The following is a 20,773-nucleotide window of genomic DNA, read 5'->3' on the forward strand; positions in this document are numbered from 1 at the left end:
CCGGCCATCCGGCAGGGCCGCCCGCCCGGCAGTGCCGCCCGCCCGCCGTCGACGCGTCCGCTCGGCGGGCGTCAGCCCGCCCGCTCGCCGGTCAGGGCGGCGGTCTCCTCCCGGATCCGCCGCCACGCCGCGTCCACGTGCGCGTCGGTCGTGCCGGCCGCGCCGATCGCCACGCGCAGCAGGACGCGGCCTCCGGCCTTGGTGTGGGTCAGGTACAGGTCGCCGGACGCGTTGAGCCGCTCCATCAGCCGCATCGTCGCGGTGTCGGCCTCGCCGCCGTCCAGACCGTCCCAGCGCGGACGGAAGCACACCAGGCTGAGCCTCGGCTCCTCCAGCAGCACGAACGCCCGATCGGCGGCGATCCGCGAGGCGAGCCCGGCCGCCAGCCGCACGCCGGTCCGGACGTGCTCGCGCAGCCCCTCCGCGCCGTACCAGCGGATGACCGACCACAGCTTCAGCGCGCGGAACCGGCGTCCGAGCGAGATCTGCCAGTCGCGGTAGTCGATCACCTCGCCGGACGCGGACGCCTGGTTGCGCAGGTACTCCGGCAGGATCGACAGCGCGCTCACCAGCGGTTCCCGGTCGGCCACCCACATCGCGGTGCAGTCGAAGTTGGTGAGCAGCCACTTGTGCGGGTTGGTGACGTAGGAGTCGGCGTACTCGGCGACGCCGTCGTTGACGCCGCGCAGCTCGGGGCAGACGGCCGCGACGCCCGCGTAGGCGGCGTCCACGTGCAGCCAGACGCCGTGCCGGCGGCAGACCTCGCCGATCGCGGGCACGGGGTCCACCGCCGTGGTCGACGTGGTGCCGACGGTGGCGCACACCATCACGGGCAGCGCGCCCGCCGCGGCGTCCTCGGCGAGCAGCGCGTCGAGGTGCGCGGGGTCCATGGCCAGGGTCGCGGGGTCGACGTCCACGACGCGGACGTTCGCCGCTCCGATCCCGGCGATCCGCGCGGCCTTCTCCAGCGAGGAGTGCGTCTGGGAGCTGACGTACAGGGTGTGGCGCCGGGTGATGCCGTCGCGTCCGGCGGCGCCGCCGTCCGCGCGGTGCAGCGCGGCGACGACCGCGGCCAGGGCCGCGCCGGACGCCGAGTCCTGGATCACTCCCCCGCCGGGGCCGTCGCCGCGGAACTTCGCCGGGAGGCCGAGCAGCTCGGCGAACCAGTCGAGGACCCGGATCTCCAGCTCGGTGCAGGCCGGGCTCGTCGCCCACAGCATCCCCTGGACGCCGAGCCCCGCCGACAGCAGGTCGCCGAGGATCGAGGGGCCGCTGGCGCCGCTGGGGAAGTAGGCGAAGAAGTCCGGGTGCTGCCAGTGGGTGACGCCGGGCATGACGACCCGGTCCATGTCGGCGAGGACGGCCTCGAACCCCTCGCCCCGCTCCGGCGGGTGGGCGGGCAGGTTCGCCAGCACGTCGCCCGGCCGGGCCCGCGACAGCACCGGATAGGACTCGATCTTCTCCTGGTAGTCGGCGATCCAGTCGATGACCTGCTTGCCGTACCGGCGGAACTCGTCCGGCGTCATGTGCGCTGCCACCGCGCGCGTCCTCCCTGCTGAGACGGACCGGCCCGCCCGCCCGGGGCCGGACCATGATCATATGGGCCCGAACGAGGGTTTTCGGCGGGTGCCGGGCGGGGTCAGGCGGTGTGGACGCCGTCCAGTTCGACCGTCCACACGCCGTCCATCACCTCGGTGACCGTCAGCCCGAGCGTCAGGTCCGAAAGGCCGTCCTGGGCCGTCCAGAGCGGGAACTCGACGTGGAACGCGTGCTCGTCCGCCGGCTCGTGCGGGACGGCGACCGCGTCGACCTCCCGGAACGCCGCGTCCGGCGGGCTGATCAGGTCCCGGCCGTGCCGCGCCACGGCCGCGGCGATCTCCGCCGCGGTGAGCCGGCGGGCCTCCGTCAGCGTCTCCAGTTCCTCGTACTCGCCGCGGACCAGCAGCCCGACCACGACCCGAACGGCGTTCACGCCCTCCTCCGGCAGCATGCGCACACCGTACCGCGCCCGCCCGCGGTGATCGCCGCCTGTTTAGACGACCCCGCCCGGGAACGCTCTTCCTGTCAAGGCGCAGGGAGGACGAACATGCCAGACAAGAGCGACAAGCACGGTCCCAAGGTGGACGACGAGATCGGCCACGAGACGGAGGGCATGGTCCGCGGCGGGCACTCCACCCACGCCGAGGAGTTCAAGGAGACCGAACCGTACTCCGGTGACGCGCCCTGGGACCCGACCGCCGCCACCGGCGACCCGCGCGAGGGATCCCCGCCGGGGATGAGCGCGGGCGACGTGGAGGGCCGCAGCGGCCTGGCGCGGCTGCTCTCCGGCGTCCGCTACCCCGCCCGCCTCGACGACCTGGTCGCGCACGCCTCCGGCGCGGGAGCGGACGACGCGGCGGTCGGCGCCCTGGAGACGCTGCCCGACCGCGAGTACGAGAACGTCGCCGACGTCGCCGACGAGCTCGGCTACGGACGGGAGAACCGCCGCTTCTGACCATCCTCCGAACGACGTTCGACGACGTTCACGCGCGGCGAGCCGTCGTTGTGAGCGAACCTCATGACGGCGACTCGCCGCAGCTCAACGGGAGGCGCGGGCGCGGAGCAGGGGGATCTGGCCTCCGGCGGCGACGAGCTCGCGCTGGCGGGGCGACAGCCGGTGCCGGGCGCGGTACGTCCGGTCCTTGGTGACGTTGCGGACCTCGACCTCGGTCCCCTTCTCCAGCGCCGCGCGGACGCCCTCGATCCGCAGCCGGTCGCCCTGCTCGACGCGGTCGTAGTCGGCCTCCTCGGCGAACTCCAGCGGCAGGATCCCGAAGTTGACCAGGTTCTGCCAGTGGATGCGGGCGTACCCGCGGGCGAGGACGAGCCGCAGCCCGAGATGGCGCGGCGCGATCGCGGCGTGCTCCCGGGACGAGCCCTGCCCGTAGTTGCGGCCGCCGACGACGGCGTGCGCTCCGGCCTCCCGCGCCCGATCCGGGTAGCCCTCGTCGATGCGGACGAAGGCGAAGCCGGCCAGCTTGGCGATGTCGCTGCGGTACGGGAGGGCCCGCGCGCCCGCCATGAGGATCTCGTCGGTCGACACGTCGTCCCCCACCTTGATCACGACGGGCACGTCCAGCTCGTCCGGCAAGGGGTCCAGCTCGGGCAGGACGCCGATGCTCGGCGCCTTCTCCAGCTCCACGCGGCGCGCCTCGTCCTCGGGGAGCGGCGCCTCGAGCATCTCCCGGTTGACGCTGGAGCGCTCCGGCAGGCGCAGGACCGGGGGCTCCATGTCCAGCTCGCGCGGGTCGGTGATCTCGCCGGTGAGCGCGGCGGCCGCGGCGGTCTCCGGCGAGCACAGCCAGACCCGGTCGTCGGCGGTCCCGGAGCGGCCGGGGAAGTTGCGCGGGAACGTCCGGAGGCTGTTGCGGCCGATCGCGGGCGCCTGCCCCATGCCGATGCAGCCGAGGCAGCCGGCCTGGTGGATCCGGGCGCCGGCCTGGACGAGGTCGGTGGCGGCGCCCATCTTCGTGAGGTCGACGAGGATCTGCCGGGAGGTCGGATTCACGTCCAGCGACACGTGCGGATGCACCTGGCGGCCCTTGACGATCGCGGCGACGGACGCGAAGTCGCGCAGTCCCGGGTTCGCCGACGACCCGACGACGACCTGGTGCACCTCCTCCCCCGCGGCCTCCCGGACCGGCACCACGTCGCCGGGCGAGGACGGGCGGGCGATCAGCGGCTCCAGCGCCGACAGGTCGATCTCGCCGGTGACGTCGTAGGAGGCGTCCGGGTCGGCGACGATCTCGGTGAAGTCGCCCTCGCGGTCCTCGCCGCGCAGGAACTCCAGGACGCGCTCGTCGGACGGGAACACCGTCGTCGTCGCGCCGAGCTCGGCGCCCATGTTCGCGATGACGTGCCGGTCCATCGCGGTCAGCGCCGCCAGGCCCGGCCCGTGGTACTCGATGATCCGGTTGACGCCGCCGCGGACGCCGTGCCGCCGCAGCATCTCCAGGATCACGTCCTTGGCGCTGACCCACGGAGGCGGCTCCCCGGTGAGGCGGATCCCCCAGATCTCCGGCATCGTCACGTGGATCGGCTCGCCCGCCATCGCCATGGCGACCTCCAGGCCGCCGACGCCCATCGCGAGCATGCCGAGCGACCCCGCCGCGCAGGTGTGGGAGTCCGAGCCGACCATCGTGGCGCCGGGCACGCCGAACCGCTGCATGTGCGTGGGGTGCGAGACGCCGTTGCCTGGCCTGGAGTACCAGAGGCCGTAGCGGCGGCACGCCGACCGCAGGAAGATGTGGTCGGCCATGTTCCGCTCGTCGGACTGCAGCAGGTTGTGGTCGATGTACTGCACCGACACGTCCGTGCGCACCCGGCCGAGGTCGAGCGCCTCCAGCTCCAGCATCACCATCGTGCCGGTGGCGTCCTGGGTGAGGGTCTGGTCGATCCGGACCCCGATCTCCGTGCCGGGCTCCATCTCGCCGCTGACCAGGTGCGAGGCGATCAGCTTGCGGGCGACGTTGCGGCCTCCGGTGCCGTTGGCCATGGGCGTTTCCTCCGCTCCCTCCGGTCGTGTAACGGCCGCGCTCAAACGGGCCGGGCGGGACGCTCCCGGTCGTGCGCCGGACGGTCCGCCGGGCGCCCGCACCAGTGCGCGAGCGCCTCACGGATCGCGGCGGCGCGCCGGTCCGGCGCGGTCTCGTCGCACGCCCACGCGATGTAGCCGTCGGGCCGGACGAGCGCGGTCGTGCGGGTGGCGCCGCCCGCGAGCGCGCAGTGCACCCGTCCCGCCCACCGCTTGGTCGCCAGGTAGGTGACCGCCGGGTCGTTGGCCGCGACGACGAGCACGAACCGCCCGTCGCCGAGCAGCCGGTAGAGGCGCCCCGGGGCTCCCGCGACGGGGACGTCCGGCGCGCGCATGCCGGTGAGGCGGTGCGCGCCGCGCGGCGCCGGGTAGGCGATGTCGATGCCGGACACCGCGCCGGCCAGCCGCCGCGCGACCGGCCGGACGTGGGTCGCCGCCCAGGCCGCGACGGCCCGCCCCCGGCGCAGCCACGGCTGCTCGACCATCGCGAACCTCAGCAGCGCGCCGCTGCCGCGCAGGACCTGCCTGCCGACGGGATGGCGCTCCTCGTGGTAGCTGTCCAGCAGCCACGACGGCGCCCAGCCGGCCAGCTCGGCGGCGAGCTTCCAGCCGAGGTTCGCCGCGTCCTGCATCCCGGTGTTCATGCCCTGGCCGCCCGCCGGGGAGTGGACGTGCGCGGCGTCGCCCGCGAGGAGCACCCGTCCGACCCGGTAGCGCGGCACCTGCCGCTCGTCGCTGTGGAACCGCGACGTCCAGCGCGGGTCGCGCATCCCGTGGTCGGAGCCGAGCGCGCGGCGCGCGACGTCGCGGACCTCCTCCAGGTCGACGGGCTCGGAGTCGGCGGCCTGGTGCCGGCGGTCCCAGGCGATCACCCGGTACCAGCCGTCGCCGAACGGCGCGATGAACGCGAACGCGTCACCGGACGCGCCGGCGGTGAGGACCTCGGCGGGCGCGTCGTCCAGCCGCACGTCCGCCAGCATCACCGACCGCACCACGGCCCGGCCGGGGAACGGCAGGCCGAGCGCCTCCCGGACGGTGCTGCGGACGCCGTCGGCCCCGACGACGTACGACGCCCGGCGGGTCGCCGTGGACCCGTCGGACATCCGGACGTCGACGTCCACGCCCTCCGCGTCCTGCCGGAGCCCGGTCGCCTCCGCGCCGTGGACGATCTCCGCGCCGGCCTCCAGCGCGCGACCGCGCAGCACCCGCTCCGTCTCGTACTGCGGCGTGACCAGCACGAACGGGAAACGGCCGGGGAGCCGTGACAGGTCCAGCGCCGCGGCTCCGAGCAGCCGCAGCCCGCCGACCCGCTCCCCCGCCGCGACCAGCTCGTCGGCGACGCCGCGCGCGTCGAGCAGTTCCAGCGTGCGCGCGTGCACGGCGAACGCGCGGGTCAGGTTGTCGGTCTCCTCCGGGCGCCGTTCCAGCACGGTGCAGTCCACGCCGGCCGCCGCCAGGTCCCCCGCGAGCAGGAGCCCGGTCGGCCCCGCGCCCACGATCAGCACGTTCCCCGTCGACCTGGGCGGCATCCGGATCCCCTTCCGTCCGTGCGCGGGTGCGGCCCTACACCCCTTCCCACGAACGGCGGCTCCTCACGTGCCGGGGGCGGCCGGAAACCGGCCCGCTAGCCCTGGACGCGGCGGTCCCGGCCGGCCCACTCCCGCTCCCGCAGCTGGAACTTCTGGATCTTGCCGGTGGACGTCTTCGGCAGCTCGGTGACGAACTCCACTGTGTCGGGCGCCTTGAACCGGGCGAGCCCGGCGCGGACGTGCTCGATCAGCTCCGCCTCCGTCGCCGTGCGCCCCGCGCGCAGGACCACGAACGCCTTCGGTCGCTCGCCCCACTTGTCGTCCGGCACGGCGACGACCGCGACCTCCAGCACCGCCGGGTGCGCGTCGATCGCGCGCTCGACCTCGACCGTGGAGATGTTCTCGCCGCCGGAGATGATGATGTCCTTGGACCGGTCGCGCAGCTCGACGTAGCCGTCGGGGTGGCGGACCCCGAGGTCGCCGGAGTGGAACCAGCCGCCGCGGAACGCCCGCGCGGTGGTCTCTTCGTCGCGGTGGTAGCCCTTCATCACGTTGTTGCCGCGCATGACGATCTCGCCGAGCGTCTCGCCGTCGGCGGGGACGTCGTTCATGTCCGCGTCGACGACCCGCAGGCCGTCGGTCTGGACCATGCCGACGCCCTGCCGCGCCAGCAGCCGGGACCGCTCGGGCGCGGCGAGCGCGTCCCAGCCGGGCTGCGGCTCGCACACCGAGTACGGCCCGTAGGTCTCGGTCAGCCCGTAGACGTGCACGATCGTCGCGCCGAGCGCCTCCATCTGCCCGATGATCGTCGGGCTGGGCGGGGCGCCCGCGGTGGTGACGGTCAGCGGCGCGTCCAGCGGGTGCGCCTGCGCCGCGTTCGCGATGGCGACCAGGACGGTGGGGGCGCCGTTCAGGTGCGTGACGCCCTCGGCGTCGATCAGCCGCCACACCTCCGCGGCGTCGACGGCGCGCAGGCACACCTGCGTCCCGCCGATCGCGGCGAGCGCCCACCCCGTGCACCACCCGTTGCAGTGGAACATCGGCAGCGTCCACAGGTACACGCTGCCGGGAGTGTGCCGGGAGTGCACCACTTCGCCGAGCGCGTTCACGTAGGCGCCGCGGTGGGTGTAGACGACGCCCTTCGGCCGTCCCGTGGTCCCGGACGTGTAGTTGATGGAGATGGGCGCGTTCTCGTCGTCGACCTCCCATGGGAGGGGGTCGTCCGAGCCGCGCTCCAGGAACTCGGCGTAGGAGATCCCGCCGACGGCCGGGTCCGGCTCGCATCCCTCGGCCGGGACGGTGACGACCTCGGGCAGCGCCCCGGCGAGCGGCGCGACGGCCGGGTGCAGGCCCGCGTCGACGACCAGCGCCTTCGCCCCGGAGTGCTCGAGGATGTAGCGGATCTCCGCCGCCGCCAGCCGCGTGTTGATCGCGACGAGCACCGCGCCGGCCAGCGGCACGCCGAAGTGCGCGACCAGCAGCTCGGGGACGTTCGGCGCGAGGTAGGCGACCCGGTCGCCCGGCCCGATCCCGGACGCCCGCAGCGCGTTCGCCAGCCGCGTCGCCTCCGCGGCGAACTCCGCGTACGTCGCCCGGCGGTCCCCGTACGCGTAGGCGGTCTTGCCGGGGAACACCTCCGCGGACCGTTTCAGGAACGCCAGCGGGGTGAGCGCGGTGTAGCCGGGGCCGTTGTCCATGGGTCCTCCGGTGCCGTCGGCCGGGGCGCCCGGCGCCCGCGGCACGGATGTGGCCTGCGCCCAAGGATCCCACGGGCGGCCCGTCCGTCCCTGGACGCCGCGGCCGGCGTGCGCGAGGCTGGCCGGAGGATCAAGATCGACGAGAGGTGGCAGCGTGCCCGTGTCCCGGCTCCGCGACATCCCCGGCATCGGCGTGGACGAGGTCGGCGACGCCGCCGACGCGGCCGCCGACCCGGAGTTCCTCCGGCTGGAGAACCTCGACACCGACGTCCGCCCGCCCGCGGTGGCACTCGCCGCGACGCGCGCCGCGGTGGACGCCGACGACGCCAACAGCTACCTGCCGTTCCAGGGGCGCGGGAGCCTGCTGGAGGCCGCCGCGGCGCACGTCGGGCGGATCGCCGGGCGCACCTACGACCCGGCCACCGAATGCGTCGGCGTCGCCGGCGGGCTCAACGGGATCCTCAACACGCTTCTCGCGACCGTGGAGCCCGGCGAGGAGGTCGTGCTCTGCGACCCGATCTACGCCGGGCTCGTCAACCGGGTGCGGCTCGCGGGCGGGGTGCCCCGGTTCGTCCCGTGCGAGGCGTCCGCCGGCGGCTGGACGGTCGACCCGCGGCGGCTCGCGGACGCGGTCGGGCCGCGGACGGCCGCCGTCCTGATGATGGGCCCGGCGATGCCGACCGGGCTGGTCCTGGACGAGACGCACTGGACGGCCCTCGCCGGCGCGCTCGAACGGCACGACGCGTGGCTCGTCTACGACGCCGCGATGGAGCGGATCCGGTTCGACGGCCGCGGCCCCGACCATCCCGCGCGGATCCCCGGGCTGGCCGACCGGACCATCACGGTGGGATCGGCGTCCAAGGAGCTGCGGATGATCGGGTGGCGGGTCGGCTGGGTCACCGGACCGGCCTCGATCCTGCACGACGTCCGGCTCGTCGGGCTCACCAACGTCGTCTGCCAGGTCGGGATCGCGCAGGAGGCGGTCGCGGCGGCGCTCGCCGCGCCGGACGCCGACGCCGACGTCGCGGCCGCGACGGCGACCTGGCGGGAACGCTGCGAGACGATCCTCGCCCAGCTGTCCGACCTGCCCGCGGTGCGGCCGCACGGCGGCTGGTCGCTGCTCATCGACACGCGCCCGCTCGGCCTGTCCCCCGCCGACCTGTCGCGGCGGCTGTTCGAGCGCGCGAAGGTCGCCGCGACGCCGATGGACGGCTGGGGCCCGAGCGGCGCCCAGTACCTGCGGCTGGTGTTCGCCAACGAACCCGCCGAACGGCTCGGCGACCTGCGCGAGCGCTTCCGCCTGGCCCTCTAGGCGCGGCCGTTGGCGCGCAGGATCGAGACGGCCTTGACGGTCTGGTAGCCGCGCCACTCCAGTTCGGCGGCGGGCGAGTAGCTGGCGAAGTCGACGCGCCACCCGCCGTCCGCCTCCTGCCCGCGCTCCAGCCGGTCGAGCTCGGCGGCGACGACGCCGGGCGCGAAAAGCGCCCTCACCGGAGTGTCCGGCAGGGGCGCGAAGTCGAGGGGCCGCATCATCTCGTCCTCCAGCCCGCCCGCGACGTGGACGAGGCCGTCCGGCGGGATGTGCTCGCCCAGCAGCGCGATCAGCTCGGCCGCCTCCGGTTCGGTCGCGTGGACGGCGTCCAGCAGCCACAGGGCGAACGCGAGCTCGAGCGCGTGCGGTTCCGTCCCGGCCCGGACGGCGTCCAGGCAGAAGCGGGTGGCGCGGGCGAGCCACGGATGCGCGGCGACCGCCGGGTCATGGGCGGCGGCGCGGTGGGCCGTCGCGGCGACCACCGCGGTGATCTGCAGCGACGACGCGGCCGGGTCGGCGCCCGCCCAGAACGGGGCGCATCCCGCCGGGTCGGGGATGCGCACCCCGAACGGGATGCCGCCGTCCGGCAGCGTCACCGTCTCCAGCCAGTCGCAGAGCGCCGCCGCCTCGGGCGCCGCCACGGGCGCCAGTTCGGCGAACACCTCGAAGGCGTGCAGCGCGGGGCCCGGCTGGCTCGTCCGCGACCGCAGGTCGGGTTCGAGGCCGTGGCCGTACCCGCCGTCGGGATTCCGGTAGGCGTTCAGCGCGGCCAGCGCGGCGTCCCGGTCCCCCTCGCCGGTGAGCAGCTCGAAACGGCGGCGGTCGAGGAGGCGGGCATGGGTGGCCATGAAGTCGGAGGCCTTGGTCAGATCCATGTCGACAGCCTTGCCGCGCGCGGCGCGGACGTCTTGGAGCTTTCGGCCATCACCAGGTAAGGATCAGTTCCTCCGGCGACCGGTGGATCAGGTTCGGCTGCGTCTCCACCGGTCCCGCCAGCCGCAGGCCGGGCAGCTCCCGCGCCAGCGTCACCAGCGAGATCCGTACCTGCTCGCGGGCCAGCTGCGCCCCGGGGCAGGCGTGCGCGCCGTGCCCGAAGGCGAGGTGCCGCGCGGGCTCGCGCGTGATGTCGAACGCGTCCGGCCGGGCGTGCGCGTCCGGGTCGCGGCCGGCGGCGCCGAAGGCGACTAAGACGTGCGCGCCCGCGGGCAGGTCGGTGCCGGCGATCGTCACCGGCCGCGTCGCGACCCGCCGGAACCCCTGGACGGGCGCGTCGTGGCGGGCGGCCTCCTCGACCGCCGCCGCGGCCAGCTCGGGCCGCCGGCAGAGCAGCTCCCACTGGTCCCGGTCCCGCAGCAGGTGCAGGACGGCGGTGCCGATCAGCGCCGTCGTCGTCAGGTGCCCGGCCAGCAGCAGGTTCTGCAGGTTGGAGATCAGCGTGCCGTACGGCTCGATCGCCCGGATCATCTCGCCGGTCAGGTCGTCGCCGGGATCGCCGTCCCGCCCCCGCACCAGCGCCTCGAGCAGCCGTTTCATCCCGGCGACCTCGTGCGCCGCCGCGACCTGCTCGTCCGGCTCCATGGGCGTGAAGACCAGCTCCTCGGCCCGGTAGCTGCCCCGGATGACCGCCGGGACGTCCGCCGGGTCGAGCCCGAGCAGGTGCCCGATCACCTCGCCCGGCAGGACCCGCGCGTACCGGGACATCAGCTCGACGCGCCCGTCCCCGGCGAACGACGCGACGAGCTCCGCGGCCCGCCGCTCGACGAACGGCACGGCGGCCGCGACCCGCCGCGGCGACAGCCCGCGCACCAGCGGCTCGCGCACCCGCCGGTGCTCGTCGCCGTCCGCCGACAGCACCACCGGGCGCCCCGACGGCACCGTCTCCAGCACCGCGATCGCCTCCGGCCCCGGCATCGCCTCCGGGCGCATCGCGCCGGCGGACGAGAACGTCTCCGCGTCGCGCAGCACCGCCCGCGCGTCCGCGTCCCGCGCGACGAGCCAGGCGTCCAGTTCGCGGACGAACGTGAGCCCTTCGGCCTCCCTGGCCCGGGCGTAGCAGGGGTACGGGTCGCGCCGGTCGAATTCCACGAGCGGTCCCTCCGTGCGGACGAGCGGCCCACGCTACCCGCCGCGGAAATGGGCGTGCGATCTCCGGGCGGGCCACCCTAGCCTGACCACGTGGCAGTGATCTTCGAACGGACCCGGGCCGCCACCGCGCTCCGGTACGGGCCGCCCGCCGGCGGCTCGCCCGCCTGCGCCCGGCGCGCGACGGACCCGGTGGCGGCCCGGTGAGCGCCGTCCGTCTCGTCCGCGACACGGCCCTCGCGCCGGTCGACTACGCGTACGCGGCGACGTCCGCCTCCCCGGTGCGGGCCATCTGGACGGCGGGGGCCTGCCCCCTGGACGCCGACGGCACGACCGTGGCGCCCGGCGATGTCGCGGCCCAGGCCCACCAGGTCATGCGGAACCTCGCCGCGGCCCTGGAGTCCGCGGGCGCGTCCCTCACCGACATCGTCAAGACGACCGTCTACGTCGCCTCTTCCCGAAGGGCCGACCTGGTCGAGGCCTGGGCCGTGGTCCGCGAGCACATGGGCGAGCACGATGCGCCCAGCACGCTGCTGGGCGTGGCCGTCCTCGGCTACGAGGACCAGCTCGTCGAGGTGGAGGCCGTCGCCGTCGTCGGCTAGACCGCCTTCAGCGCGAGGCCCAGCGCCCGGAACTGCTCGACCGGCCGGTGGTAGCCGCGCTCGATGTGGTGGACGCCGCGCAGCGTCGACGGCCCCTCGGCGACCGCCGCCGCGAGCACCGCCGAGAACCCGGCCCGGATGTCCGGCATCGTCACGTCGCCGCCGCGCAGCTTCGACACCCCGCGCACGACCGCCGAGTGCAGCGCCGCCGTGTCGTGGTAGCGGCACGCGGGGCCGCCGAGGCACGTGTCGTAGACCTCGATCTCCGCGCCCATGCTCTGCAGCGCCGGGACGTACGCGAGCCGGTTCTCGTACACGGTCTCGTGCAGCACCGACATGCCGTCCGCCTGCGTGAACAGCACCATCAGCGGCGTCTGCCAGTCCGTCGCGAACCCGGGGTGGGTGTCGGTCTGGACGGCCGCGGGACGCAGCCCGTCCGGCGCCGACGCCATGATCCAGTCGTCGGTGATCTCGAACCGGGCGCCCATCCGGGCCAGCGTGGTGATCGCGGTGACGAGGCGGTCCTGCGGGCAGCCGTGCACCCGCACCTCGCCGCGGGTCACCAGCCCCGCCACCAGGTAGGAGAACGCCTCGATCCGGTCGCCCTCCAGCCGCGTCACGGCCCCGCCCAGCCGGTCGACGCCCTCGACGACGATCCGGCGGTCGGGCGCGAACGAGATCCGCGCGCCCATCCGCTGCAGGAACAGCGCCAGCTCGATGATCTCCGGTTCCGTCGCCGCGTTCCGGATGACCGTCTTGCCCTGCGCCCTGACGGCCGCGAGCAGCACGGTCTCGGTGGCGCCGACGCTCGGGTACGGCAGGTCGATCCGCGTCCCGACCAGCCGTGACGCGCGGGCGTGGATGCCGTCGGCCGCGATCGTCACCTCGGCGCCGAACGCGCGCAGCGCGTCCACGTGGAAGTCGACGGGCCGCCGCCCGATCGGGTCGCCGCCGACCAGCGGGACGAACGCCTCCCCGGCCAGGTGCAGCAGCGGGCCCAGCATCAGGATCGGGATCCGGTTCAGCCCGGTGAACGCCTTGCCGACGCTCGGGTCCGCCACCGGCCGGGGAACGACGGTGATCTCGCCGCCGGACCGCTCGACGGCCATCCCGACGTGCTCGAGTATCCCGGCCGTGATCCCGACCTCGCCGACGTCGGGGGCGTTGCGGATGGTGCTCGGCTCCGCCCCGAGCATCGCCGCGACCATGTGCTTGCTGACGGCGTTCTTCGCCCCCCGCACGGTGACGTCGCCGCGCAGAGGTCCGGAGGGTTCGATCTCCCAGAGCTTCTCGGTCACCCGTGCAAGCCTACGGCCGATCCGGACCCGTCAGGCGCGGTCCGCGAGAAGGTTCGCCGCGAAGCCGAGGAACGCGACCCCCGCGACCTGCTCCAGGCGCCGCCGCACCCGCGGCCGCCGCAGGCGCTCCGCCAGCTTCGCCGCCGCCCCCGACACCAGCCAGTACCAGACGGCCAGTTCCACGACGTCGATGCCCGTGAACAGGACGGTCGTGCCGAACGCCGGCGCTCCGTGCGGCACGAACTGCGGGATCAGGCTCATGTAGAACACCCCGGCCTTGGGGTTCAGCAGGTTCGTCCCGACCCCGGCCCGGAACGCCGCCCACCGCGACCCGGCCACGGCCGGTTCCGGGACCTCTTCGGCGGGCTCCTCCCGCCTGGCCTTCCAGAGCGCCGCGGCGCCCAGCCACACCAGGTACGCGGCGCCGCAGACGCGCAGCACGTCGTAGGCGAGGCGGGACGCCGTCAGCAGCGCGGTGAGGCCGACCGCGGTGGCGAGCCCCCACGCGCAGCAGCCCGTGACGATCCCGAGCGCCGCGGCGAACCCTCCGCCGCGTCCGAGCGCGACGGACGTCCGGAGGACGAGCAGGGTGTCCAGGCCGGGCACCACATTGATGATCATCGCGGCCCCGGCGAACGCGAGCGCGGCCGTCAGCATGATCGGATCCTACGCGCGGCGTCCCGGCTCACGGCCGCGCGTTCGCGCCGGTGTGCGCGCCGTCACGGCCTCGCGCCGGCTGGCGGGCGTCGTGGCGGGCGTCGTACGCGCCGCCGATGATGTGCTCGCGCCCCCACGCCCCGAGCGGCGCCAGCGCCTCGTTGAGCGAGGCGCCCAGCGCCGTCAGCGAGTACTCGACCCGGGGCGGCACCTCATCGAACACCTCGCGGTGCACGATGCCGTCCGCCTCCAGCTCGCGCAGCTGGGCGGTGAGCACCTTCTCGGTCACCCCGGGCAGGTTCCTGCGCAGCTCGCCGAACCGGCAGGGCCGCTCGGCGAGCGCCCACAGGATCAGGACCTTCCACTTGCCGCCGATCACGTCCATCGCCGCGTCGATCCCGCACACGTACGCGCCCGGCCTCCGCCCGATCCCCATCAGCCCTCCCGCCGGCTCGCTCACCTCGTGGTAACCACGCACTTCGAAGTGCGTACTTGATCATCCACGGGCCCCACGAGAAGCCTAGTCGGCATGAACCACACCGATTCGGACAACACTTCGCTCACTCTGCTCGGGCTCGGCGACATGGGGACGGCGCTCGCCCGCGCCTGGCTCGCCGCCGGGCGCTCGCTGACCGTCTGGAACCGCACGCCCGGCCGCGCCGAGGCCCTCGCCGCGGCGGGCGCCGAGGTCGCGGACACGGCCGCCGCCGCGGTCGCAGCCGGCGACCTGGTCGTCGTCTGCCTGCTCGACGACGCGTCGGTCCGCGAGGTCCTCGCGGACGCCGACCTGGCGGGCAAGGACCTGGTCGACCTCACCACCGGCACCCCCGCCGAGGCCCGCGCGCGGGCGGCGTGGGCCGAGGAGAGGGGCGCCCGCTTCCTGGACGGCGGGATCATGGCGGTCCCGCCCATGATCGGGGCCGAGGGGTCCGGCGGCTACGTCTTCTACAGCGGGTCCCGTTCCCTCTTCGACGCGCACCGCGCGACGCTCGCCGTCCCGGCCGGCACCGTCTACGTCGGCGAGGATCCCGGCTTCGCCGCCCTGCACGACGTGGCGTTGCTCAGCGCGATGACGGGGATGTTCGCCGGCGTCGCGCACGCGTTCGCGCTCGTCCGCGACGAGGACGTCGCGCTGAAGGACTTCGCCCCCATGCTCGCCGGCTGGCTCACGGCCATGACCGGATACGCGAACGGCGTCGCCGAGCAGCTGGACAGCGGCGACTACACCCGGGGCGTGACGTCCAACCTCGCCATGATGGTGCGGGGCAACGCGACGCTGCTGCGCACGGCCGAAGAGCAGCGGGTCAGCCCCGAACTGCTGACCCCCTTCATGGACCTCATGCGGCGCCGCCTCGACGCCGGCCATCCCGACGAGGGCACCGCCGGCGTCGTCGACCTCATCGCCCGCTGATCGGCAGGCAGGTGGCGGCCAGGCCCTCCGGACCGCCGGCGCGAACGGCGCGAGGGAGCGGCCGCCATCGGCCACCGACGAACCGAACGCTATTCGGTATGGTGGCGGCATGACGGATGTCCTCGACGACCTCGCGGCCGAGTACCGGCGGCTGGACGCCGTGCTGGCGGCGCTGAGCCCGGCGCAATGGTCCGCACCGTCCGGCGCGGACGGCTGGACGGTCGCCGACGTGGTCCTGCACCTCGCGCAGAGCGAGGAGGCGATCGGCAGCCCGGCCATCGGCGACACCGGGTCGTTCCTGCCGTCCACCGCGACCACCGTCGACGGCGCGATGGCCGACCTGGTCGCCGCCGAGCGCGGCATGGCGCCGGACGCCCTCCTCGCCCGCTGGCGCAAGGCGGCGTCCGCCACGCCGGACACGCTCCGCTCCTACCCGCCGGGCACCCGCCTCGCCTGGGTCCGGACGTCCCTCTCCCCGCGGACGCTCGCCACGACACGGCTCGCCGAGCACTGGGCGCACGCGCAGGACATCACCGTCCCGCTGGGCATCGACTACCCGGACACCGACCGCCTGCGCCACATCGCCTGGCTGGCCCACCGGACCCTCCCCTACGCGTTCTCGGTCGCGGGCCGCCCCGACGCGGCCGTCCACTGCGACCTCACCGCACCGGACGGGACCCGCTGGACCTTCGGCGACCCCGCGGCACCCAACCGGATCACCGGTCCGGCCGCGGACTTCTGCCGGGTCGGCGCCCGCCGCCTCACGCCCGAGCAGACCGCCCTCACCGCCGAGGGCCCGGACGCCGCCGAGGCGCTCCGCCTCGTCCGCAACTACGCCGCCTGACCTCCGCCGCCTCGCCGGGCCGGCTCATCGTGCCGCCGGCGACCAGGGTCGTGCCGGGGACGGGACGCTCACGCCGGCGGGACGCGGACGCTCGGGCACGAGCGCGATCGTCGAGGTGGGGCCCGCGTCGGCACCGCCGACGCGCAGCAGCCCGCGCCTGGTCAGGTACCGGAGCGCCTCCCGGACCTGCTCCGGGGTCGCCAGGAGGCGATCCGCCAGGGCGGCACGGGTGTGGCGGCCGGGCGACCACAGCGCCACCGATAGAACGTCCATGGCCAGGGGCCCGTAGCGCTTGTCCCCCTGCCCCGCACCGTCGGTGGCGACGGCCGGACGGGAACGGGCCAGGAATCGCGGCGGTTCGGGAGAACCGGCCACCGGCCAGAATTGCAGAAGCCATCGGTGCCCGTCGGAGGTCCGGCGGCGGAGAACGCGAAGCCGGTGCAGGCCGGGCCGTGCCAGTTTCAGGTTCCATGGCGAATCGTCACCGCGCCCGCGGGTCAGTTTCATATCGCCGCGCGACGTGAGGAACGGCGTATCGAGCGCATCGCTCCACCCGCCGGAACCTCGCCCGGGCGGGCCGTCATGCGCCTCCATGCGCACGTGGGCATGCGGGGCCGCGGTACCGAGAACCCAGCCGGCGCCTGCCCTCGCTACATCGCTTCGCGCCCCGGCCGCAAAGGCGTCCTCCGCGAGAAGGGGCAGATTCAGATGGCGGAGTTCGCCCGTTCCTCCGACCCCGGCGGGCCAGAAGCCACGGACCACGAGCACACCGAATTCGGTCCGATAATGACCGTCCTCGTACGTCCCGAGCAGAGTCATGACCGCACGCTAACAACGGCCTCCGACAGAACGCGGCATTGATCTTCATTGCGGGGATCAGGCGCCTGGAATTGTCCGACTCGGAGGGGACGCGGCGGACGGCGGCACGGTTCAGTCCGCCGGGCGGGAGTCCTCCAGCAGGGCGGTCGCGGCGCGGTGGATCTTCTCGAGCGCGGCCATCAGGTGCTCGCGCTCCGCCCCGGTCAGGTCGGCCAGGACCGCCTCCTCCAAGGCGCGGCGCTCCGCCTCGACCGGTTCCTGCAGCGCCCGCCCCTCTTCGGTCAGCCACAGCCGGACGAGCCGGTTGTCGCGTTCGTCGCGGCGGCGGGTGAGGAGCCCGGCGGCGGCCATCCGGGTGGCCATCTTCACGACGGTGGGCGTGGTGACCCGCAGTTCGGCGGCGATCTCGCCGGGGGTGCGGCCGTCGCGTTCCCAGAGGGCGGCGAGCAGGTGGTTCTGCCCCAGATGCAGGCCGTGCCGGCGCATGCCGTCGTCCGCCGCCGCGCGGAGCGCCTTCGACGTCCTGCCGTGCAGGTCCAGGAACTCGGGCATCGGACCTCCGAGGTATCGATTGACGGCTAATCATTTACCGGCTAACGTTCTCGACGTTCATTAGACGGCAAACGACTTCTGGAGCCGCCATGCTACTCGTCACCGGGGCCACCGGGAACATCGGCCGCGACCTCGTCCGCGAGCTGGACGCCAAGGGCGCCGACGTGCGGATCCTCGTCCGCGACCCGGCCCGCGCCGCCGACCTGCCCGCCCGCGCCGAACGCGCGGTCGGCGACCTGGACGACCCCGCCACCCTGCCGGCCGCCTTCCGCGGCGCCGAGCGGCTGTTCCTCCTCACCCCGGGCATCGGCACCGCCCAGGCGGCGCACGCCGCGGCGGCCGCACGCGACGCCGGGGTCCGGCACATCGTGCTCCTGTCGTCGACGAACGTGCTCGGCGACCCGATGCCCGCCATGGGCCGCTGGCACCACGAGCGGGAGGAGGCGGTCCGCGCGTCCGGCGTCCCCGCCACGATCCTGCGGCCCGGCGGCTTCATGCGGAACGCCCTGGAGTGGCTGCCGACCATCCGGGAGGGCGGGTACGTCCTCGACCCGGTCGGCCCCGGACGGTTCGCGCCGATCGACACCGCCGACATCGCCGCCGTGGCCGCCGCCGTCCTGACCGGGGACGGCCACGAGGGCGAGGCGTACGCGCTCACCGGCGACGAGATCTTCACCGTCGCCGAGCAGGTCGCCGTCCTGTCCCGCGCCATCGGCCGCGACCTGCGGGTACGGGAGGTCCGCACACCGGAGGAGGCGGTGCGCGCCCGGTTCCCGTCCGGCGCTCCCCCGGCGCTCGCCGAAGCCCTCGTCGAGGGGTTCGCGTTGATGCGCGCGGACACCGCGGGGTTCCGCACGGATACGGTGGAACGGCTGACCGGACGCGCTCCGCGGACGTTCGCCGACTGGTGCGCCCGCAACGCCGCCGCGTTCCGGGAGGACCCCGGCGCCTGACCGGGGCGGAGCGGAGGGTGCCCGATGGACGAGACGCCGCCGCGGGGAGTGCGCGGGAACGGCCTGGTGCTGCGCGAATGGGCGGACGGCGACCTGGACGCCCTCGTCGCCCTGCTCGACGACCCGGTGGTCGCCCACCGCACGCCGCTCCCCTCGCCCTTCGACCGGGCCGCGGCCCGCCGCTATCTGGACGACGCGCGCAAGGCACGCCGCAGCGGCGAGCGCGTCCAGCGCGCGATCACGACCGACGGCCTCGAGGCGAAGGGCGAGATCCGGCTCAACCGGCTGCTCGGCACCATCAGCTATGTCGTCGGCGCCCGGTACCGGGGGCAGGGCCTCGCCTCGCGCGCACTCCAGCTGATGACCCGCTACGCGCACGCCGAAGCCGGACTCCCCCGCACCCTCCTGGAGATCGAGCCGGACAACGAGGCCAGCATTGCGGTCGCCCGGGCCGCGGGCTACCGGCCGACCGACGCGCCGGCCACCGTCGTCGAGGGCGACCGGCGATCGTTCGCTCTGCTCACCTGGACGCACACGGCCTCCTGACCGGCGAGTGCGCAGCGCCGGTCAGCCGGGGCAACCGTCCAGGAGTCGGCGAGGGCACAGAGCCGGTCGAGGGCGACCTCGACCGGCTCGCGGTCGCAGGTCGCGAGGGCTGACGCGGGCCGTGACCAGCGCTCCGGCGACGACCTCGGCCCCCGCGGCCAGGCATGCGGACACCCGGTCGCCGAAGCGGCCCGCCACCAGAGCACCTCGATCTCGCGGACCAAGCGCATGCGCACGAGATCTTCCACCGCAAGGTGGCGGTGCCACGACTCGCGACGATCGCGCCGATCCCCCGGTCGGTGACTTCTAGTGCTGAATCTTTGGAAGCCGCGTGAGCAGCGCGTCCTTGTCACGAGGTGATGCGTGAGCACGCGTTCAGTGCCCGAGCGCCTGGCCAACGTGACGCATCGACAGCCCGGACACCCCCGTCCCGGCGGAATGATCAAGAACCGCGTCGAGGATCTGCATGCGGCGAGGCGGATCACGGGGCTGGCCGCCCGATGCCACCCACCCGACGCGCCTCTGGCGGTCCCTGGCTCGTCACACTCGCGTAATTGCCGCCTTCGCCCCGCAGACCGACGACTTCCTCATCGCCCGAGTGCTGCCGCCCATCGCCCGCGGCGTGTCGCCCGGCAAGGCAGCCGCCGGCCAACTGGTGACGGTCTTCCCGGTCATCTGCGCCGTGGTCGCGGCCGTACCGTGCTCCCCCGCACGAGTCCTCCCCTGTGGACGCTGCTGTCCTGCGCCACCGACCTCGCGGAGCCGCGCGTCCCCTCCCATCCGGCGATGGCGGCCGGATCGCGCGCGACATTCCTCGCCCCGAAGTCCACGACGCGATGGCGCTCGATTTCCCCGCGTCGCCCTCCCGGACGCTCCACCGCCTCCGGCCGCCGGACCCGCCAGACGGAAACGCCCGCTCGCAACGCCACGTCCTCGTGACTGCGGCCCTCGCGGTGCTCGGCGACATGATGATCCCAACCTGCCTGGCGCGCCCCTTGTGTGCGGCCTCGCGGGGGTGACGTTGTCCCGCCTCGGTATGTGCTCACGCTCACCGGCATGTGACCACCACGCCGGCGTGTGGTGCGGGCCGGTGGCCGCGCCGGTGCAGTGTGTGGGTTGGCACCGGCGCGACCATGAGCCCGGTCATCACCAGACAGTTGAATTATCACTCATCACACGTTGCACACGCGTTGCGTCCCTGCCCGACCTGCACGTCTGGGGCCGCCGGGCGCACCATCGGCCTCGTGTGGAAGGCTTCCCGGATGACCATTCCGGACGAACGGTGGCAACGGCGGATCGCCGACCTCTGGGCCACCTTCGATGATCACGAACCGCAGGACTTCCTCGCCAAGGTCAAGGACCTGACCGGCGAGCTTCCTGCCGGAAACGCCATCGCCGAGTACGAGCTCGCCTCCGCCTATGACTCCACCGGGTATGAAGCGGAGGCGGCCGTCCATTACCGACGTGCGTTCGCCGAGGGCCTGCCCGATTCGCGCCGCCGCCCGGCGACCATCCAGTTCGCCAGCACGCTCCGCAACCTCGGCGAGGCGGAGGAGAGCGTCAGGCTTCTCACGGCGGAACGTGACGCCGGCTCCGACGAGCTGGACGATGCCGTCACGGCCTTTCTCGCCCTGGCGCTCACCGACCTCGGTCGTGACCGCGAAGCAGCGGCTCTGGCGCTCGGCGCGCTCTCCCGCCACCTGCCGCGCTACAACCGTTCCCTGTCCAACTACGCGAAGGCTCTGATCGATCCCTGACCGGAAACCCCGATAAATGCGGAAGGCCCCGCCGTAACGGCGGGGCCTTCCTAAAAAATGTCCGGCGGTGTCCTACTCTCCCACACAGTCTCCCATGCAGTACCATCGGCGCTGAAGGGCTTAACTTCCGGGTTCGGAATG

20 protein-coding genes and 1 rRNA gene are annotated in these 20,773 nt (G+C 74.3%); 8 read left to right on the forward strand and 13 right to left on the reverse strand.

What is annotated here, in order from left to right; translation table 11 throughout:
- Positions 1–71: 71 nt before the first annotated feature.
- A complete protein-coding gene (locus J4557_RS34260; RefSeq protein WP_307800369.1) occupies positions 72–1,538 on the reverse strand; it encodes an aminotransferase class I/II-fold pyridoxal phosphate-dependent enzyme in 1,467 nt (488 codons plus the stop codon).
- A gap of 101 nt (positions 1,539–1,639) precedes the next feature.
- Positions 1,640–1,990: a DUF7668 domain-containing protein gene (locus tag J4557_RS34265; RefSeq protein ID WP_208270916.1), complete on the reverse strand. Its 351-nt coding sequence runs from the start codon at positions 1,988–1,990 to the stop codon at positions 1,640–1,642.
- 96 nt (positions 1,991–2,086) lie between these two features.
- On the opposite strand from J4557_RS34265, the gene J4557_RS34270 reads away from it, so the two are divergent.
- The gene (locus tag J4557_RS34270; RefSeq protein WP_208270917.1) at positions 2,087–2,494 is read left to right on the forward strand and encodes a DUF2795 domain-containing protein; all 408 of its coding nucleotides are present in this window, start codon (positions 2,087–2,089) and stop codon (positions 2,492–2,494) included.
- Between the two features lie 84 nt (positions 2,495–2,578).
- Here the strand turns inward: J4557_RS34270 and J4557_RS34275 are convergent, their stop codons facing one another.
- The 3 genes from J4557_RS34275 to J4557_RS34285 form a co-directional block, all read right to left on the reverse strand.
- A complete protein-coding gene (locus tag J4557_RS34275) occupies positions 2,579–4,534 on the reverse strand; it encodes an aconitate hydratase (RefSeq protein WP_208270918.1) in 1,956 nt (651 codons plus the stop codon).
- A 41-nt stretch (positions 4,535–4,575) separates the two neighbouring features.
- Positions 4,576–6,102 (reverse strand): FAD-dependent monooxygenase, encoded by a 1,527-nt coding sequence (locus J4557_RS34280; RefSeq protein WP_208270919.1) that lies wholly within the window; start codon positions 6,100–6,102, stop codon positions 4,576–4,578.
- A gap of 95 nt (positions 6,103–6,197) precedes the next feature.
- A complete protein-coding gene (locus J4557_RS34285) occupies positions 6,198–7,799 on the reverse strand; it encodes an acyl--CoA ligase family protein (protein ID WP_208270920.1) in 1,602 nt (533 codons plus the stop codon).
- Positions 7,800–7,953: 154 nt separating this feature from the next.
- On the opposite strand from J4557_RS34285, the gene J4557_RS34290 reads away from it, so the two are divergent.
- The gene (locus J4557_RS34290; RefSeq protein ID WP_208270921.1) at positions 7,954–9,111 is read left to right on the forward strand and encodes a pyridoxal phosphate-dependent aminotransferase; all 1,158 of its coding nucleotides are present in this window, start codon (positions 7,954–7,956) and stop codon (positions 9,109–9,111) included.
- On the opposite strand, the gene J4557_RS34295 is transcribed toward J4557_RS34290, so the two are convergent.
- Positions 9,108–9,986 carry a hypothetical protein gene (locus J4557_RS34295; protein WP_208270922.1) on the reverse strand — a complete coding sequence of 293 codons (879 nt, stop codon included), beginning with the start codon at positions 9,984–9,986 and terminating at the stop codon, positions 9,108–9,110. The genes J4557_RS34290 and J4557_RS34295 overlap by 4 nt on opposite strands.
- A gap of 49 nt (positions 9,987–10,035) precedes the next feature.
- On the reverse strand, positions 10,036–11,196 hold the full coding sequence (locus J4557_RS51835; protein WP_208270923.1) for a cytochrome P450: 1,161 nt from the start codon (positions 11,194–11,196) through the stop codon (positions 10,036–10,038).
- Between the two features lie 200 nt (positions 11,197–11,396).
- On the opposite strand from J4557_RS51835, the gene J4557_RS34305 reads away from it, so the two are divergent.
- Positions 11,397–11,795, forward strand: coding sequence for a RidA family protein (locus tag J4557_RS34305; protein ID WP_208270924.1), 399 nt, complete (start codon positions 11,397–11,399; stop codon positions 11,793–11,795).
- Here J4557_RS34305 and murA read toward each other — a convergent pair.
- From murA to J4557_RS34320, 3 genes are read right to left on the reverse strand one after another with little or no spacing between them, the layout of a single operon-like run.
- Positions 11,792–13,093 (reverse strand): UDP-N-acetylglucosamine 1-carboxyvinyltransferase, encoded by a 1,302-nt coding sequence (murA, locus tag J4557_RS34310; RefSeq protein WP_208270925.1) that lies wholly within the window; start codon positions 13,091–13,093, stop codon positions 11,792–11,794. The genes J4557_RS34305 and murA overlap by 4 nt on opposite strands.
- 30 nt (positions 13,094–13,123) lie before the next feature.
- Positions 13,124–13,750 carry a LysE family translocator gene (locus J4557_RS34315; RefSeq protein WP_208270926.1) on the reverse strand — a complete coding sequence of 209 codons (627 nt, stop codon included), beginning with the start codon at positions 13,748–13,750 and terminating at the stop codon, positions 13,124–13,126.
- Between the two features lie 28 nt (positions 13,751–13,778).
- The gene (locus J4557_RS34320) at positions 13,779–14,186 is read right to left on the reverse strand and encodes a winged helix-turn-helix transcriptional regulator (RefSeq protein ID WP_208270927.1); all 408 of its coding nucleotides are present in this window, start codon (positions 14,184–14,186) and stop codon (positions 13,779–13,781) included.
- A gap of 93 nt (positions 14,187–14,279) precedes the next feature.
- On the opposite strand from J4557_RS34320, the gene J4557_RS34325 reads away from it, so the two are divergent.
- Both J4557_RS34325 and J4557_RS34330 read left to right on the forward strand, forming a co-directional pair.
- Entirely contained in the window at positions 14,280–15,161 is an 882-nt protein-coding gene (locus J4557_RS34325) for an NAD(P)-dependent oxidoreductase (RefSeq protein WP_208270928.1), read from the forward strand.
- 109 nt (positions 15,162–15,270) lie between these two features.
- Positions 15,271–16,005: a maleylpyruvate isomerase family mycothiol-dependent enzyme gene (locus tag J4557_RS34330; protein WP_208270929.1), complete on the forward strand. Its 735-nt coding sequence runs from the start codon at positions 15,271–15,273 to the stop codon at positions 16,003–16,005.
- A 24-nt stretch (positions 16,006–16,029) separates the two neighbouring features.
- Here J4557_RS34330 and J4557_RS34335 read toward each other — a convergent pair whose 3' ends face one another.
- Positions 16,030–16,824 carry a hypothetical protein gene (locus J4557_RS34335; RefSeq protein ID WP_208270930.1) on the reverse strand — a complete coding sequence of 265 codons (795 nt, stop codon included), beginning with the start codon at positions 16,822–16,824 and terminating at the stop codon, positions 16,030–16,032.
- Between the two features lie 111 nt (positions 16,825–16,935).
- Positions 16,936–17,376, reverse strand: coding sequence for a MarR family winged helix-turn-helix transcriptional regulator (locus tag J4557_RS34340; protein WP_208270931.1), 441 nt, complete (start codon positions 17,374–17,376; stop codon positions 16,936–16,938).
- A gap of 89 nt (positions 17,377–17,465) precedes the next feature.
- Between J4557_RS34340 and J4557_RS34345 the strand changes: the two genes are divergently transcribed.
- The 3 genes from J4557_RS34345 (at position 17,466) to J4557_RS34355 (ending at position 20,632) form a co-directional block, all read left to right on the forward strand.
- Positions 17,466–18,329, forward strand: a complete 864-nt coding sequence (locus tag J4557_RS34345) for an NAD(P)H-binding protein (RefSeq protein WP_208270932.1) — start codon at positions 17,466–17,468, stop codon at positions 18,327–18,329.
- Between the two features lie 24 nt (positions 18,330–18,353).
- Complete coding sequence (locus J4557_RS34350; RefSeq protein WP_208270933.1) at positions 18,354–18,875, forward strand: GNAT family N-acetyltransferase; 522 nt, start codon at positions 18,354–18,356, stop codon at positions 18,873–18,875.
- Positions 18,876–20,137: 1,262 nt separating this feature from the next.
- Complete coding sequence (locus J4557_RS34355) at positions 20,138–20,632, forward strand: tetratricopeptide repeat protein (RefSeq protein ID WP_208270934.1); 495 nt, start codon at positions 20,138–20,140, stop codon at positions 20,630–20,632.
- Between the two features lie 59 nt (positions 20,633–20,691).
- Here the strand turns inward: J4557_RS34355 and rrf are convergent.
- A 5S ribosomal RNA gene (rrf, locus tag J4557_RS34360) occupies positions 20,692–20,773 on the reverse strand; the annotation flags it as partial.

The organism is Actinomadura nitritigenes (assembly GCF_017573545.1).
Classification (GTDB): Bacteria; Actinomycetota; Actinomycetes; order Streptosporangiales; family Streptosporangiaceae; genus Spirillospora; species Spirillospora nitritigenes.

What these genes read in the sequence shown, in the direction of transcription:
- J4557_RS34265 (WP_208270916.1), bottom strand. Translation starts at nt 1,990, where the DNA reads ATGCTGCCGGAGGAGGGCGTGAACGCCGTTCGGGTCGTGGTCGGGCTG.
- J4557_RS34270 (WP_208270917.1), top strand. Translation starts at nt 2,087, where the DNA reads ATGCCAGACAAGAGCGACAAGCACGGTCCCAAGGTGGACGACGAGATC.
- J4557_RS34275 (WP_208270918.1), bottom strand. Translation starts at nt 4,534, where the DNA reads ATGGCCAACGGCACCGGAGGCCGCAACGTCGCCCGCAAGCTGATCGCC.
- J4557_RS34280 (WP_208270919.1), bottom strand. Translation starts at nt 6,102, where the DNA reads ATGCCGCCCAGGTCGACGGGGAACGTGCTGATCGTGGGCGCGGGGCCG.
- J4557_RS34285 (WP_208270920.1), bottom strand. Translation starts at nt 7,799, where the DNA reads ATGGACAACGGCCCCGGCTACACCGCGCTCACCCCGCTGGCGTTCCTG.
- J4557_RS34295 (WP_208270922.1), bottom strand. Translation starts at nt 9,986, where the DNA reads ATGGATCTGACCAAGGCCTCCGACTTCATGGCCACCCATGCCCGCCTC.
- J4557_RS34315 (WP_208270926.1), bottom strand. Translation starts at nt 13,750, where the DNA reads ATGCTGACGGCCGCGCTCGCGTTCGCCGGGGCCGCGATGATCATCAAT.
- J4557_RS34320 (WP_208270927.1), bottom strand. Translation starts at nt 14,186, where the DNA reads ATGGGGATCGGGCGGAGGCCGGGCGCGTACGTGTGCGGGATCGACGCG.
- J4557_RS34325 (WP_208270928.1), top strand. Translation starts at nt 14,280, where the DNA reads ATGAACCACACCGATTCGGACAACACTTCGCTCACTCTGCTCGGGCTC.
- J4557_RS34330 (WP_208270929.1), top strand. Translation starts at nt 15,271, where the DNA reads ATGACGGATGTCCTCGACGACCTCGCGGCCGAGTACCGGCGGCTGGAC.
- J4557_RS34335 (WP_208270930.1), bottom strand. Translation starts at nt 16,824, where the DNA reads ATGACTCTGCTCGGGACGTACGAGGACGGTCATTATCGGACCGAATTC.
- J4557_RS34340 (WP_208270931.1), bottom strand. Translation starts at nt 17,376, where the DNA reads ATGCCCGAGTTCCTGGACCTGCACGGCAGGACGTCGAAGGCGCTCCGC.
- J4557_RS34345 (WP_208270932.1), top strand. Translation starts at nt 17,466, where the DNA reads ATGCTACTCGTCACCGGGGCCACCGGGAACATCGGCCGCGACCTCGTC.
- J4557_RS34350 (WP_208270933.1), top strand. Translation starts at nt 18,354, where the DNA reads ATGGACGAGACGCCGCCGCGGGGAGTGCGCGGGAACGGCCTGGTGCTG.
- J4557_RS34355 (WP_208270934.1), top strand. Translation starts at nt 20,138, where the DNA reads ATGACCATTCCGGACGAACGGTGGCAACGGCGGATCGCCGACCTCTGG.